15 protein-coding genes are annotated in these 15,384 nt (G+C 46.3%); 7 read left to right on the plus strand and 8 right to left on the minus strand.

Annotated elements, in window-relative coordinates:
• Positions 1–51: 51 nt before the first annotated feature.
• Positions 52–321, plus strand: coding sequence for a GIY-YIG nuclease family protein (locus tag ICN40_RS04295; RefSeq protein ID WP_216122157.1), 270 nt, complete (start codon positions 52–54; stop codon positions 319–321).
• A gap of 70 nt (positions 322–391) precedes the next feature.
• The gene (locus tag ICN40_RS04300) at positions 392–1,990 is read left to right on the plus strand and encodes a gamma-glutamyltransferase family protein (RefSeq protein ID WP_216242370.1); all 1,599 of its coding nucleotides are present in this window, start codon (positions 392–394) and stop codon (positions 1,988–1,990) included.
• Positions 1,991–2,090: 100 nt separating this feature from the next.
• Here the strand turns inward: ICN40_RS04300 and oxlT are convergent, their stop codons facing one another.
• From oxlT to ICN40_RS04340, 8 genes are all read right to left on the minus strand, one after another.
• Positions 2,091–3,359 carry an oxalate/formate MFS antiporter gene (gene oxlT / locus ICN40_RS04305; protein ID WP_216242371.1) on the minus strand — a complete coding sequence of 423 codons (1,269 nt, stop codon included), beginning with the start codon at positions 3,357–3,359 and terminating at the stop codon, positions 2,091–2,093.
• Between the two features lie 212 nt (positions 3,360–3,571).
• On the minus strand, positions 3,572–4,108 hold the full coding sequence (locus ICN40_RS04310) for a hypothetical protein (RefSeq protein WP_216242372.1): 537 nt from the start codon (positions 4,106–4,108) through the stop codon (positions 3,572–3,574).
• 44 nt (positions 4,109–4,152) lie between these two features.
• Positions 4,153–4,605 carry a molybdopterin synthase catalytic subunit MoaE gene (gene moaE / locus ICN40_RS04315; RefSeq protein ID WP_216242373.1) on the minus strand — a complete coding sequence of 151 codons (453 nt, stop codon included), beginning with the start codon at positions 4,603–4,605 and terminating at the stop codon, positions 4,153–4,155.
• A gap of 1 nt (position 4,606) precedes the next feature.
• Positions 4,607–4,864, minus strand: coding sequence for a molybdopterin converting factor subunit 1 (gene moaD / locus ICN40_RS04320; protein ID WP_216242374.1), 258 nt, complete (start codon positions 4,862–4,864; stop codon positions 4,607–4,609).
• An 18-nt stretch (positions 4,865–4,882) separates the two neighbouring features.
• On the minus strand, positions 4,883–6,106 hold the full coding sequence (gene glp, locus ICN40_RS04325) for a gephyrin-like molybdotransferase Glp (protein ID WP_216242486.1): 1,224 nt from the start codon (positions 6,104–6,106) through the stop codon (positions 4,883–4,885).
• A gap of 54 nt (positions 6,107–6,160) precedes the next feature.
• Complete coding sequence (gene thrC, locus ICN40_RS04330; protein WP_216242375.1) at positions 6,161–7,603, minus strand: threonine synthase; 1,443 nt, start codon at positions 7,601–7,603, stop codon at positions 6,161–6,163.
• A gap of 29 nt (positions 7,604–7,632) precedes the next feature.
• Positions 7,633–8,943, minus strand: coding sequence for a homoserine dehydrogenase (locus ICN40_RS04335; protein WP_216242376.1), 1,311 nt, complete (start codon positions 8,941–8,943; stop codon positions 7,633–7,635).
• Positions 8,940–10,196 carry a pyridoxal phosphate-dependent aminotransferase gene (locus tag ICN40_RS04340; protein WP_216242378.1) on the minus strand — a complete coding sequence of 419 codons (1,257 nt, stop codon included), beginning with the start codon at positions 10,194–10,196 and terminating at the stop codon, positions 8,940–8,942. The genes ICN40_RS04335 and ICN40_RS04340 overlap by 4 nt, the downstream gene beginning before the upstream one ends.
• Before the next feature lie 79 nt (positions 10,197–10,275).
• Here ICN40_RS04340 and ICN40_RS04345 point away from each other — a divergent pair, with 79 nt between their 5' ends.
• From ICN40_RS04345 to ICN40_RS04365, 5 genes are read left to right on the plus strand one after another with little or no spacing between them, the layout of a single operon-like run.
• Complete coding sequence (locus ICN40_RS04345) at positions 10,276–10,653, plus strand: Mth938-like domain-containing protein (protein ID WP_072583107.1); 378 nt, start codon at positions 10,276–10,278, stop codon at positions 10,651–10,653.
• Positions 10,653–12,335 (plus strand): glycosyltransferase family 39 protein, encoded by a 1,683-nt coding sequence (locus ICN40_RS04350; protein WP_216242380.1) that lies wholly within the window; start codon positions 10,653–10,655, stop codon positions 12,333–12,335. Before ICN40_RS04345 ends, ICN40_RS04350 begins: the two co-directional genes overlap by 1 nt.
• Positions 12,336–12,346: 11 nt before the next feature.
• Entirely contained in the window at positions 12,347–13,501 is a 1,155-nt protein-coding gene (locus ICN40_RS04355; RefSeq protein WP_216242382.1) for a DegT/DnrJ/EryC1/StrS aminotransferase family protein, read from the plus strand.
• Positions 13,502–13,542: 41 nt separating this feature from the next.
• Entirely contained in the window at positions 13,543–14,505 is a 963-nt protein-coding gene (locus tag ICN40_RS04360; protein WP_216242383.1) for a glycosyltransferase, read from the plus strand.
• Entirely contained in the window at positions 14,506–15,375 is an 870-nt protein-coding gene (locus tag ICN40_RS04365) for a formyltransferase (protein WP_216242385.1), read from the plus strand. It begins immediately after the preceding gene.
• The last annotated feature ends 9 nt before the right edge of the window (positions 15,376–15,384 follow it).

The raw sequence follows: 15,384 nt of genomic DNA on the forward strand, positions 1-15,384 counted from the left end.
TATTAATAATTTCAAGCATCTACCGCACTTTTAACCCTAATTTTCCCTATTTTGACCTGGCTTGTTTACCTCCTTGAATGCTCAGATGGCACCTACTATGCCGGCATTACTAACCGCTTAGAACATCGCTTAGAGGCCCATAACTCAGGGCAAGGCGCTCGCTATACAAGATCGCGCGGACCAGTTGTCCTCTTAGCAACACAAAAGCACCCTGACCGTTCTGAAGCCTCTAAAGCAGAGCTCCGCTTAAAGCGTTTACCAAGGTCTGAAAAGCTAGCCTTTTTTGAGACTGAGATCACCACCAAAACTGGGCACAGTTAGTCAGAGCAATCTATGAGCCAGCAATACAATATAGCTATAACAAAACCAATTATTTAACCGGACAACAATCATGCAACCAAAATGGGGAACCAGAGGAATGGCGGTAGCGCCACATTCTCTAGCATCAGAATCTGCTTTAGCTGTTTTACGAGAAGGTGGCAACGCCTTAGAAGCAATGGTAGCTGCTGCTGCAACTATTGCAGTGGTCTACCCTCATATGAACTCCATAGGCGGTGACTCTTTCTGGGTAGTTCATTCTCCTGGAAAGGCCATGGGTGGAATTGATGCTTGTGGAGCGGCTGCTGGTTTGGCGACAAAGCAGTGGTACGCAGAACGTGGCATCACTAAGGCCATTCCATTTCGTGGTGCAGTAGCAGCTAATACCGTTGCTGGAACTATCTCTGGCTGGGGCGCAGCGCACCAACTCTCCAAACAAGGGTTAGGCGGCAAGCTACCACTTTCACGCCTATTGGCTGATGCGATTCACTATGCAGAATCTGGCACACCAGTTACTTTCAGCCAATCAAGCCTCACAGAAAAGAAGCGTCAAGAACTGAATCCAATACCAGGCTTTGCAGAGACTTTTTTAGTAAATGGCAAAGCGCCCGCTGTTGGCAGCATCTTTAAGCAAGAACGTCTTGCTAAAACCTTACGTCAGATTGCCAAAAAAGGTACGGATGACTATTACCGCGGCGAACTAGCTCAATCACTAGCAAAAGAACTCGCTGAGTTAGGAAGTCCACTGAGATTAGACGACCTACACCGTCATAAGGCAAAACTCATAGACCCTCTAGAGCTCAAACATAGCATGGGTAATGTCTACAACATGACACCGCCCACACAAGGCGTGGTCTCATTGATGATTATTGGCATCTTGGATCAATTGAACTTAAAACGCTTCAAAATAGATAGTCCGGAATACGTACATCACTGCGTTGAAGCCACCAAGCAAGCATTTAAGATACGCGATCAGTTTGTAACAGATCCTGCATATATGACAAAGAATGCGCAATCTTTCTTATCACCCGCATTCCTGAAAAAGTTAGCCAAGAATATTGATCCAGAAAAAGCACTCCCTTGGGGTCAGGGTAAAGGTCCTGCAGATACTATTTGGATGGGTGTGATTGATGGCGACGGCAATTGTGTTTCTTTCATTCAAAGCATCTATCATGAGTTTGGCGCAGGCATTGTGCTTCCTACCTCAGGTGTCAACTGGCAAAACCGCGGTTGCAGCTTTTCTCTCGACCCAAATACACTCAATCACCTAGAGCCGTATCGCAAGCCTTTTCATACTCTTAACCCAGCGATGGCCTTATTTAAAGATGGTCGCTCAATGGTTTATGGAACGATGGGTGGAGATGGTCAACCACAAACCCAGTGCGCAGTATTTACTCGAACAGCAACTTATGGCCTTGATCCACAGGATGCCATCAGTCGTCCACGTTGGTTACTTGGACGAACTTGGGGGCAAACCAGCGATAGTCTTAAATTAGAGTCGCGCTTTAGTCCATGGGTAGCTAAAGAGCTTCACGCTTTAGGCCATGAGATTGAAATGCTCGATGCATTTGACGAAACCGTTGGTCATGCGGGTTGCATCATTCGTGATCCATCAGGCACGCTACAAGGCGGATGGGATCCTAGAAGTGATGGGGCTGTGAGCGCTTTCTAATACCTCTCAATGCAGCAACAATTAGACGGCATTAAAAAAGGCTACCAAGTTGGTAGCCTTTTTTCTAACTTCAAATTTCAAATTACCACTGAGTTAGCGCTTATGCAGCACGCGTCTTCAAATACTTAGCACGCATTGGGCGTAGTACGAAGAATGCCAGAATAGCCGCAGTAGCATCCAGTACGATCATGATGCCAAATACTGGTATCCAGCTTTCTGTACCACCATGAATGTAGGCTGCAACTGGTGCGCCAACAATAGAGCCAATGCCTTGAGCCATGTATAGGAAACCATAGTTTGTAGTGGCATGCTTTTGACCAAAAGTATCAGTCAAAGTAGATGGGAATAAGGAGAAAATCTCACCCCAACCAAAGAACACAATACCTGAGAGCAATACGAACATGACAGGATCCGAGCGTGTCATTACCCATGCAAACATAGCAACTGCTTCTAAACCAAAAGCAATCGTCATGGTGTATTCACGACCGATACGATCAGATACCCAGCCAAATATTGGTCGAGTTAAACCATTGGTAACGCGGTCAATTGTTAAGGCCAAAGGTAAGGCGGCCATACCAAAAACCATAGTCGATGTAATACCAAAGTCTTTTGCAAATGCGCCCATCTGGGAGATCACCATCAATCCCGATGTAGACATCATGGACATCATCAAAAACATGAGCCAAAAAACTGGTGTCCTTAACATTACCTTTGGTGCAACTCCCGATGCAGCAGCTTCGATTTGATCAGCCGTTTGCGCACGATCGGCGTGCGGAACGCGAATGCCTTGAGCGGCCAATAATCCAACAGCACCAATGATGTAGCCAAAGAACGTCAACGTGCCTTGAATCCCTGCCTCAGTCAAGCTAGTGGAGATTGGGAAGGTCGTCAGCAATGCACCGATACCATAACCAGCAGCAACCATGCCTACTGCAAATCCACGATTATTTGGGAACCAACGAACCATCAAGCCAACAACGCCGATGTAAACAATACCGGTACCCAAGCCACCTAACACACCATAGGTGAGGTAGAGATGAGATACGGTAGTCAGGTTAGCCGAAAGAACCCAGCTTGCACCCGTCAGAATAGTGCCGATGGATAACAAAAGACGAGGGCCAAACTTATCAACCAAGTAACCCTGAAACGGTGAGAAGAAAGTCTGCAACACAATCAAAATCGAAAATGTAATTTGCAACTCAGTCAAAGTAACACCGAGCTCACCCATGATTGGCTTAGTAAATAAAGCCCAAACATATTGAGGGCTGGATATGGACATCATACAAATGACGCCTAATGCCAATTGCACCCATTTCGACTTTAGGGGGTTGCTACTAGTACTTTCCGTACTCAATGCTGCTGTTGTCATGTAAATCTCCTGAGCTTTGTTTAATCAAAATTTCTAAAATGCTTTTGTTAGTGCATTTTGATCTAAATTTTCGGGTAATTACTAAGGAATTCCCTGATATGGTGCAGAAGCGCTTATTTTGATGCAGCTTGATGCACCAATAAAAATAAAACCACCCCTAAGGATGGCTCATCTTTTCAAACAGGCATCTGCTTCTATAAAACGAATTTGATCTAGCACCCCGAAGCAGTTGCCGTAGGGACGCTCACACTATTAGTGCCAGGCAAACTAGACCAGGCAGGATTAGATGAGGTTACGGGCAGCATATAAGCCCAGTGCGTGAGACCGGCTGTTCCATTTCCGGTTGACATCTGCATCAAAAATGCAGGTTGACCGCTAGATGTAGTTAACTGCCCAGAACCTACGGTTAGAGATGATCCATAAAAACCAATAGATACCGAATTATTGGCTGTTACAGACCCCACAATAGTTGATGCAGACCAAGTAGCGCCATTATTGGTGCTAGCAAAAGAGCAGCCCAATAAAAATCCCTGATTTACAGAAGTGATATGCCAAATAGTCTGATCGTTTACCGCACTAGTCTTTGGATTTCCGGAAGAGCTATAGGTATAGGCCAGCAAATAATCCGTAGGCACATACCAATACGTATCCACAAAAGCAGAAAGATCTTTTGTTGCCAAAGTAGATGGGGTTGATTGTGCTTGCACACTATCGCCAGCACCGCAACCGGATAGTCCGCCTGTAAGCATGATCGATAGGCAAATATAGAGGTTTCTAGTTATATGTTTTTTAATTATTTTTTCCATTTAGATAATGCCACTTCATCGGTAACACGGGCATCAACCCAGCGAGCCCCTTCAGGAGTATCTTCTTTTTTCCAAAATGGTGCTGCCGTCTTGAGGTAGTCCATGATGAACTCACAGGCAGAGAAGGCCTCACCGCGATGTGCGCTGGTAACAGCCACTAATACGATTTGATCTTCGGTCAGTAAAGGTCCAACACGATGAATCACTAATGTCTGATATATGTCCCAGCGTGATTTAGCTTGATCCAGAATTTCTTGGAGTGCTTTTTCAGTCATGCCGGGGTAATGCTCAAGCGTCATACCTTTTACTTGGCTACCGTCATTCATATCTCGTACGGTGCCCAAGAAAGAAACTACCGCGCCTACTCGCGGATCATCTTTACGTAATGCCAATATTTCTGCGCTAACATCAAAATCGCTCTCTTGAATTTTGATTGGCATATCAGCCCCCAGTCACCGGAGGAAAGAAAGCAACTTCTACACCATCTTGCAATGCTGTATTTGCATCAACCATGTGCTGGTTCAAGGCGCAACGCAAGACTTTGCCATCCGCTAAGACCTCAGCCCAAGGGCTACCGCGCTCGATAAGATACGACCTAAGATCAGCAATGGTTTTGACTGATGCAGGAATGGTGATGCTCTCTTGCGAGACACCAAGGGCTTCACGCAATGAGGCAAAGAATCGTAATTCGAGTTTCATGAGCTAATCGTAAACCGATTATTTGAGAAGTGCATCAAATGGGATGTACTTCACCAAATCGCCAGCTTTGATTGGCTGGTTTGGCGGACAATCAACCAGACCATCACCCCAAGAGGCGCTAGTGAGCACGCCAGAACTTTGATTAGGAAATAAATCTAAGCCGCAGTTGCTATTCAATTTGACACGCAGAAACTCATTACGTCGATCGGCTTTCAACCAATCAAAATCTGCGCGCATTAAATACGACTGAGGAAGACTCACTTCACGACCCTGCAACTTCAGAATAAAAGGACGTACAAACAATAGGAAAGTTACAAAACTGGATACCGGATTGCCTGGCAGACCAATAAACCAAGCCTCACCATCCTTAGGTTCGTCTGATTTTCGGACTGCACCAAATGCCAATGGCTTACCTGGCTTAATCGCGATCTGCCATAGATCCAATCTTCCTTCAGCGGTAACTGCTGGCTTGATGTGATCTTCTTCGCCAACTGAGACGCCACCAGAGGTAATAATTAAATCGTGGTCCTTGCTGGCTTTAAGCAATGCTGCACGGGTTGCTTCTAAGCGATCTGGGACGATACCCAAATCAGTGGCATCACAACCCAGAGATTTAAGGCAGGCCAATAAAGTGTCACGATTAGAGTTATAAATGCCGCCTGGTTTTAATGGCTCACCAGGAAGGGCTAATTCATCGCCAGTGAAAAAGGCGGCCACCTTGACGCGACGTTTAACGCTTAAGTGAGTCAAACCTGCTGAAGCAGCTACACCTAACTCTTGTGGGCGCAAGAAAGTGCCTGCAGTAAGAGCAGTTTTACCAGCAGTGAGATCTTCTCCTCTGCGACGAATCCACTGACCTGCTATTGGAGCGGTATTGATAGTTACTTGACCGCTTTCACCCTCTAGCGCGCAATCCTCTTGCATCACGACTGCATCCGCACCAGGAGGTACGGGGGCTCCTGTGAAAATTCTAGCGGCAGTGCCTGACTCCAAGGGGGTTCCCATCGATCCAGCCGGAATGCGCTGAGCAATCTTGAGTGATTTTCCTGGAGTAGCAATATCAGCAGAGCGAACCGCATACCCATCCATCGCAGTGTTATCAAGTGGAGGCACATCAACAAGGCTATTGACGTTTTCAGCGAGCACACGGCCTAAAGCGGCCTGCATGGCAACCTTCTCAATCTCACCAACAGTTTGAGCATGCGAAAGTAAGTGATCTAAAGCCTGCTGCGCAGTCAACATTGGTGGCTTTGTCATAGAGTAATTATTTATTGCTTAAATTTTCTAAGTTAAGAATTAACTTAGATGTGAAGTAATAAACGCTTTAACTTGATTCACGTCGGCATCGATATTTTCTACGCGCTGCGGCTTAGATTTAATGTCTTTAAATGCTGGTGGACACTCAGCTGGACGTCCTAAAGCAATTTCAATTGTTTCTTCAAACTTAATGGGGAGCGCCGTCTCGAGCACGATCATCGGGATTCCGGCTTGCAAATGCTCACGAGCTACTTTCACGCCATCAGCGGTATGGGTATCAATCATGACGCCATAGCGTTGATCAATATCACGAATTGTTTCTAAGCGATTCTCGTGAGTGCTACGGCCAGATTGGAAGCCGTATTTACCCAGTTCTTTAAAGACTGCCTCTTTTGAGATATCAAAACCACCTGCTTCATCTACTTGCTTGAACATAGCTGCAGTCGCTTTACCATCTTGACCCATAAAATCAAATACGAAGCGCTCAAAGTTACTAGCCTTAGAGATGTCCATCGAAGGGCTGGAAGTATGCAAGGTCTCAGCAGACTTACGTGCACGATAGATGCCTGTGGAAAAGAATTCATCCAATACATTGTTTTCATTGGTAGCAACGATGAGATGCTCGATAGGCAAACCCATCATGCGGGCGATATGGCCAGCGCAGACATTACCAAAATTGCCGGAAGGCACAGTGAATGAGACTTTTTCAGAGCTGGACTTAGTGGCCAGTAGATAGCCTTGAAAGTAGTACACCACCTGAGCCACTACACGACCCCAATTAATGGAGTTCACGGTGCCAATTTGGTTCTTCGCTTTAAAAGCGTGATCATTGCTAACTGCCTTAACAATATCCTGGCAATCATCGAAGACACCAGCTACTGCTAAGTTAAAAATATTGGGATCCTGCAAGGAATACATCTGTGCAGACTGAAAGGCACTCATCTTGCCGCGGGGAGAAAGCATAAATACCTTCACGCCCTCTTTACCGCGCATCGCATATTCAGCTGCGCTACCCGTATCACCAGATGTAGCGCCCAAAATATTGAGCTGCTGACCTTTTTTCTTGAGAGCGTACTCAAAAAGATTGCCCAGCAATTGCATGGCCATATCTTTAAAAGCCAATGTTGGGCCATTAGAAAGACTCAAGAGCCCAATGCGTGTTCCCTGCTCTTCGCCAAGCCAATGCAAAGGCGTGATGTCTTTGGCGTTATCTTGTGCACGGCCATTGCAGTAAACCTGCTCGGTGTAGGTTTTACGCAAGATTGCACGCAAATCCGCCTCAGGAATATCGTCGCAGTACAAACTCAATACTTCATAGGCGAGATCGGCATACGACAAGCCACGCCAAGAATCTAATTGTGCTGCGGTGACCTTCGGGTATTGGGTAGGTAAATACAAGCCGCCATCAGGCGCCAATCCACCCAACAAAATTTCTAAGAAGGATTGTTGTGGACTATTGCCACGAGTAGATTGGTAACGCATGTGTTTTGCTGAGTTTTACTGAGTTTTACTTAAGACAGATTTTCTAAACGGATCTTCACTACTTCACCGGCGACAGTTTTGAGGTCTTGAATCTCTTTAATTGCTGCAAGCATGTTCTTTTCTTTAGTCTCGTGAGTTAAAGCCACCAAATCAGTTTGACTTTCACCCTCATCAGCTTCTTTTTGCAAAAGTGCGTCAATAGAAACACCATGCGATGCCAAAATTTTAGTGATGTCAGCTAATACGCCAGCTTGATCAGCTACACGCAAGCGCAGATAGTAACTAGTAGTGATTTCGCCAATAGGGAGCACTGGTGTGTCATGGACAGCATCTGGCTGGAAGGCCAAGTAAGGCACGCGATGCTCAGCGTCAGCGCTTAGCAAACGAGTGATATCTACTAAGTCAGCAATCACTGCGGAAGCAGTTGGCTCAGAGCCTGCACCTTTGCCGTAATACAAAGTTGTTCCAACGGCATCGCCAAATACTTGCACGGCATTCATGGCGCCCTCAACGTTTGCAATCAAACGCTTGGAAGGAATGAGAGTTGGATGGACACGCAACTCGACACCAGTTGACGTTTTCTTGGCAATACCAAGCAACTTAATGCGATAGCCTAATTGCTCTGCATACTTAATATCAATTGCATCTAATTTAGTGATGCCTTCGATGTGTGCTTTTTCAAACTGCATTGGAATACCAAATGCAATCGCACTCATGATGGTCGCTTTATGCGCAGCATCAACACCTTCGATATCAAAAGTCGGATCCGCTTCTGCATAGCCTAGGCGTTGCGCTTCTTTAAGTACTGTTGCAAAATCCAAACCTTTGTCGCGCATCTCTGACAAGATGAAATTGGTTGTGCCGTTAATGATGCCGGCAATCCATTCGATACGGTTTGCTGTTAAGCCTTCACGCAACGCTTTAATAATGGGGATGCCACCAGCAACAGCAGCTTCAAAGGCAACCATCACGCCTTTAGCATGCGCCGCCTTAAAGATTTCGTTACCATGAACAGCAATCAATGCTTTATTAGCTGTAACTACGTGCTTACCTGCCGCAATTGCCTCAAGAACCAAGTCTTTAGCTATGCCATAACCACCAATAAGCTCAACAACGATGTCGATCTCTGGGTTATTGATCACGGCACGAGCATCACTCACCACCTGCGCGCGGTCTTTAACCAACTCTTTGGCACGCTCTACATTTAAATCAGCAACTGTATTAATACGAATGCCGCGCCCAGCACGACGAGTAATTTCGTCTTGGTTACGCTCGAGAACAGTGAATACGCCACCACCAACAGTGCCAATACCTAACAGACCTACTTGAATCGGTTTCATGATGCCTTTGCTGCAGTTGAAGAAGCCTTACGGCTGTGCTTATTACGATAACGCTCCAGAAAACGAGCAAGGCGGCTAATAGCCTCCTTGAGCACATCTTCGTGAGGCAAGAACACTACACGGAAGTGATCAGGCTTGCCCCAGTTGAAACCAGAGCCCTGCACTAACAATACTTTTTCTTCTTTTAAAAGATCGGCTACAAATTGCTGATCATCTGCAATTGGATAAACCTCAGGATCTAGCTTTGGAAATAAATACAAAGCAGATTTTGGTTTCACGCAAGTGACACCTGGAATATCTGTAATGAGCTTCCATGCAAGATCACGTTGCTTTGCAAGGCGGCCGCCCTCACCCACTAAATCATTAATACTTTGGTAACCACCCAATGCTGTTTGAATCGCATACTGACCTGGCACGTTCGCACACAAGCGCATTGAGGCCAACATATTGAGCCCTTCGATATAGTCGCGGACCATTTCTTTATCGCCTGAAACCACCATCCAGCCGGCACGGTAGCCGCAGGAACGGTAATTCTTAGAAAGACCATTGAAAGTAATGATGACTACATCAGTAGATAAAGAAGCTAACGAGAGATGCCTCTCACCGTCGTACAACATCTTGTCGTAAATCTCGTCCGCAAACAAAATCAAACCATGTTCACGAGCAATTTGAGTTAACTCCAGCAGCACTTCTTTGGAGTAAATTGCACCAGTAGGATTGTTTGGATTAATCACCACAATCGCTTTGGTACGCGGTGTAATTTTTTTACGGAGATCGTTTAAGTCTGGCGCCCACTCTTTGGATTCATCACAAAGATAGTGCACTGGTGTGCCACTCGACAAACTGACTGCAGCAGTCCAAAGCGGGTAATCTGGTGTTGGGACCAATACCTCATCGCCATCATTTAAGAGGGCGTTCATCGACAGAACGATGAGCTCAGAAACACCATTGCCGGTATAGACATCATCCAGGGTCACGCCTTGAATACCCTTTTCTTGGCAATACTGCATGATGGCTTTGCGAGCAGCAAAGATTCCCTTGGAATCAGAATAAGCTGAGGCATTGCTTAAATTGCGAATCATGTCCAGCTGAATCTCTTCAGGCGGATCAAAACCGAAAACCCCTACGTTTCCGATGTTTAATTTGATGATTTTGTGGCCCTCTTCCTCCATGCGCTGAGCAAGCTCAAGCACCGGCCCACGTATGTCATAACAGACGTTATCGAGCTTTTGGGACTTTAGGATCGGTTTCACAATAAATTTAAGGGTAAGTTCTTGAAATATGAGAAAAAACAGCTAGCTATAATCCACATAATTATGACAGAGAGTCCACTTGAAGCTTCAATCTGACCCCCATTCCGGAGCGAATACGATCACTGGCTATGGCGATGGCTACGTAGAGATCAATAAGATCCCTTACGACCATGCGGTCCTACTCAGCTCGGACGGCGCCATCTCTAACTGGTCTGCGCAAACATTTGATAGCTTAGAAGCTAGTCATTTCGCGCAAATGGTTGATTTAAAACCAGAATTAATCCTCATCGGGACCGGTAGCCGCCAGCGCTTTCCTAAGCCAGAACTCCTTAAATCCTTGATTGAAGCCAAAATTGGCTTTGAAATCATGGATTCTCAAGCCGCCTGCCGCACTTACAACATCCTAGTCGGTGAGGGTCGTCAGGTCGTGCTTGCCCTGATTGTGGAACCCACTTAATGCAATTTGGCCAGATTCGGCAGTCATCAGCCCTGCACCCAGGCAAGATTTTGCTGCTGGTCATTATTTACGGCCTGCTTTGGTTTGGCACCCTCAATTACCGCCACCTCATCCCATCCGACGAAGGCCGCTATGCAGAAATAGCACGAGAAATGCTGGTTACCGGTGATTGGATTACTCCGCGTTACAACGGTTATAAGTATTTTGAAAAACCCCCTCTTCAAGCTTGGGCAACTGCCGCCGCATTTCAGGCATTTGGTATTGGCGATTGGCAAGCGCGCCTTTGGACAGCGCTAACGGGTTTCCTAACTATTCTTTTGGTCGGCTTTACTGGTGCGCGCATCTTCAACGCGAGAGCAGGATGGTTGGCTGCTGTTGTATTGGCATCGAGTCCGATGTGGATTATCAGTGGTCACTTCAATTCGCTCGACATGGGCTTGTCCTCATTTTTAGTGGCGGCTCTTTGTAGCCTCTTGCTTGCACAAACTTCGCATAACAAAAATAACTGTCGCAACTGGATGTGGGCTTGCTGGATTTTTATGGCGCTAGCAACACTATCCAAAGGTGTTATTGGCGTAGCGATTCCTGCAATGGTGTTTATTGCTTACTCCATTAGTACATGGGACTGGAAAATCTGGGCTCGCTTGCGTTTATTTAGTGGAACTATTTTGTTCTTAGCTATCACTGCCCCTTGGTTTGTATTGGTAGCGCAACGCAATCCCGAGTTTCTAGAGTTCTTCTTTATTCATGAACATCTACAACGCTTCACACAAGATGATCACAGTAGAACTGGCCCGATTTACTACTTTGTACCACTCCTCCTCATTGGCCTACTCCCCTGGATTCTGCAGGTCCCTGGGGCGTTTGCACAAGCATGGAGCGAGCGCCGTCGCGAATTCTCAGCGGGCTGGTTATTAGTTTGCTGGTTTGCTGTGATCTTTGCATTCTTTAGCGTATCGCACTCTAAGCTACCGGGTTACATCATCCCCGTTTTCCCAGCGCTCGCTTTAATTATTGGCAATCGTTTAGATCGCTTACTGGGTCACACTAACACCATGGCATTACCATGGAAATTACAGACACTTTGCTTTGCAATTTTGGGGTGTGTTGGATTTTTCTTTTTAGATGCCATTGGTAAACAAGCAAGACCTGATGAGATTAAAGCTTATGCGCAATATACCTATTGGGTGATTGCTGCATTAGTAGCGCTTGTCAGTTTTAGCGCTTACGCTGCATGGCAAAGCAAGCGCAATGGCATTCAAAGCATCGTCAGCTTTGCTTGTGGGTTCTTTCTCTGCGCGATCATCACAGGAACAGGTCACGAGACATTGGGCCGCGCAGTTTCTGGTATCGACCTAGTCGAGCGAGTCAAAGCCTCTATTCCAGAAAAAGTGAACTTCTATTCAGTGCGTCTTTTGGATCACACCGTGCCTTTCTATTTAGGCAGAACGATGATCATGGTTGAATCACCCGATGAGCTTGAGTTTGGGGTTAATCAAGAGCCAGAACTTTGGATGCCGACATTAGACGCCTTTATTACCCGCTGGGAAGAAGATCAAACAGCTTATGCCATGATGGTTCCAGAGCAATTTGATGCGCTTAATACTCAGGGCTTCCCAATGCAGGAAGTCGATCGTGATTCACGCAGGGTCATTGTCAAGCATCCAGATATCTCGCAGTAATATAGGACACCATGTCAAACTTCATCCCCTTCACGCGCCCTAGCTTCAATCAAGAAACCATTGACGCTGTTTCAGAGGTATTGCGTTCAGGATGGGTGACATCTGGACCGAAATTGGCCGAGTTTGAAGCTGCTTTAAGCCAATACTTTGGCGGTCGTCCGGTACGCTGTTTTGCCAATGGCACCGCAACCATGAAAATCGCTCTACAAGTTGCTGGTATTGGCGATGGCGACGAAGTGATCACCACTCCAATTTCTTGGGTAGCAACTTCTAATGTGATTTTGGGTGTTGGCGCGAAACCAGTATTTGTGGATATCGATCCCATTACACGCAATATTGATCTAAATAAAGTGGCTGCTGCAATCACACCAAAGACACGCGCGATCATGCCAGTCTATTTAGCTGGATTACCTGTTGATATGGATCAACTCTATGCTCTAGCCAAACAACACAAGCTTCGCGTGATTGAGGATGCAGCGCAGGCCTTTGGCTCTCAGTGGCAAGGTAAGAAGATTGGTAGCTTTGGTGACCTGGTGAGCTTTAGCTTCCAGGCCAACAAGAACCTCACCACTGTTGAGGGTGGCTGCCTTGTTCTCAATAACCAAGACGAAGCAAAACTGGCTGAGAAATTCCGTCTACAAGGATTAACCCGTCAAGGCATGGATGGTATGGATGTGGATGTATTGGGCGGCAAAGATAACTTGACCGATGTAAATGCAGCTATCGGTCTTGAACAGCTCAAGCAACTTCCCTCTTATCAAACACGTCGTGCTGAACTCGCGCACCAATACTTTGATGTGCTTCGCGCCAAATTAAAATCGGCTGGATTGGAGGGCTTGAAATTAGAGCTTCCAGTAGAAAATTTCACGGATAGTAACTGGCACATGTTTCAAGTTGTTTTGCCACTCGAGCAGCTCAATACGGATCGCGCTCAAGTGATGACGGAATTAAAAGATTTGGGCATTGGCACTGGCGTTCATTACCCCGCAATTACTGGGTTCACCCTCTATAAAAACCAGGGCTACAAAACTTCAGATACTCCGATTGCCGAACGCATCGGTCGATCCATTCTTACCCTCCCCTTATTTCCGGCAATGGCAGATGAAGATATTGACCGTATAGCCAGTGGATTGGTCGGAATTTTGCAGAAATACCGCAAAAACTAGCGTTCCTGGGTTAAACCCAAAGAATCAGGCAAAATTGCAGCATGACCGCAAATTTAGTTGCCAACCCAACACTCAGCATTGTTATTCCCGTTTACAACGAGGAGGACGGATTAAAGGCTCTATTTGATCGCCTTTATCCAGCATTGGATACCCTGGCTGCCAAACGCAAGATCACCTATGAGATCGTATTTGTTAACGACGGTAGTAAAGATCGTTCCGCCGGCATTCTTTCAAAGCAAGTGGAGTTACGGCCTGATGTAACCCGTGCAGTTTTATTTCACAGCAACTTTGGTCAACATATGGCCATCATGGCTGGCTTTGAATACGCCAAAGGCGAACACATCATTACTTTGGATGCAGACCTACAAAATCCTCCCGAAGAAATTGATGCTTTAACTGAGCAGTTCTTAAAGGGTCATGATTACGTAGGCACTATTCGCGCCGATCGGCGCGATAGCTTCTTCAGAAAATTCGCTTCACGCGCAATGAATCGCTTGCGCGAAAACATTACCCGCATCACGATGACTGATCAAGGTTGTATGTTGCGTGGGTACAGTCGCCGCATTGTTGACTTAGTCCGTCAATGCGATGAAAGCAATACTTTTATTCCAGCACTGGCGTATACCTTCTCTGCAAACCCAGTAGAAATTACTGTCAAACACGAAGAGCGTTTTGCGGGTGAATCCAAATACAGCTTGTATCAGCTAATTCGCCTGAACTTTGACTTAGTCACTGGCTTCTCTGTCATGCCGTTGCAGATTTTCTCAATACTCGGCATGCTGCTATCCCTTGCTGCTGGTAGCTTGTTCGCGTACCTACTGGTTCGCCGCTTCCTTCTAGGTGCTGAGGTTGAGGGGGTATTCACCCTCTTCGCCCTGACCTTCTTCCTGATTGGTGTGATGCTCTTTGGGCTCGGACTGTTAGGTGAGTACATTGGTCGCATCTACCAGCAAATCCGTAAACGTCCACGCTATGTGGTGCAAACCGTTTTAGAGAAAAAATAATTGCACGCAGTCGTCTTTGCTTATCACGATGTTGGCGTCAACTGCCTCAAGGCACTTCTCAATGCGGGCATACAAGTTGATCTAGTCGTTACCCATCAAGATGACCCCAATGAGAATGTTTGGTTTGGAAGCGTTGAAAAGCTCTGTCAAGAAAAAAATATTTCTTACATCACTCCAAGCGCTAATGAATTAGCAACTTTAATTCCGAAGTTTCAAGCGCTAGCACCAGATTACATTTTTTCTTTCTACTATCGATTCATGGTTCCGGAGCAGATTTTGGCTTGCGCCAAAATTGCCGCACTCAATATGCATGGCTCGTTACTCCCAAAATATCGTGGACGTGCGCCAGTGAATTGGGCCATTCTGCATGGAGAAACAGAGACCGGCGCAACTTTACATGTCATGGAAGCGAAACCGGATGCAGGAGATATTGTTGGGCAAGCAACCGTCAGTATCGACCCAGATGAGACCGCTACCGATGTATTTGCTAAAGTCAGTCAGGCTGCCGTCAGCGTGATCGATCAAGTCTTGCCCAGCCTTCTAAAAGGAATTGTTCCCCGCAAGGCGAACGAGCTCCAAAAAGGCAGTTATTTTGGCGGTAGAAAGCCTGCAGACGGGCAAATTCACTGGAATCAGACTGCTAAACAGGTCCACGACTTGGTTAGGGCTGTCGCACCCCCTTATCCAGGCGCCTTTTGCGACCATGATGGCAAAACCATGATTGTGGCCCGCACCAGCCTAAATGGGCCATTTCCAGACAAGCTCGATCTTGGGGTTTGCGGCATCCAAGTGGTTGATAATCGGGTATTCGGTATTTGTGGCGACCATCAAGCAGTTGAAGTTTTGGAATGGTTTCCAGCAAGCAAATAAGCAGAAAAT

Source organism: Polynucleobacter sp. Fuers-14 (genome assembly GCF_018882045.1).
Taxonomy (GTDB): domain Bacteria; phylum Pseudomonadota; class Gammaproteobacteria; order Burkholderiales; family Burkholderiaceae; genus Polynucleobacter.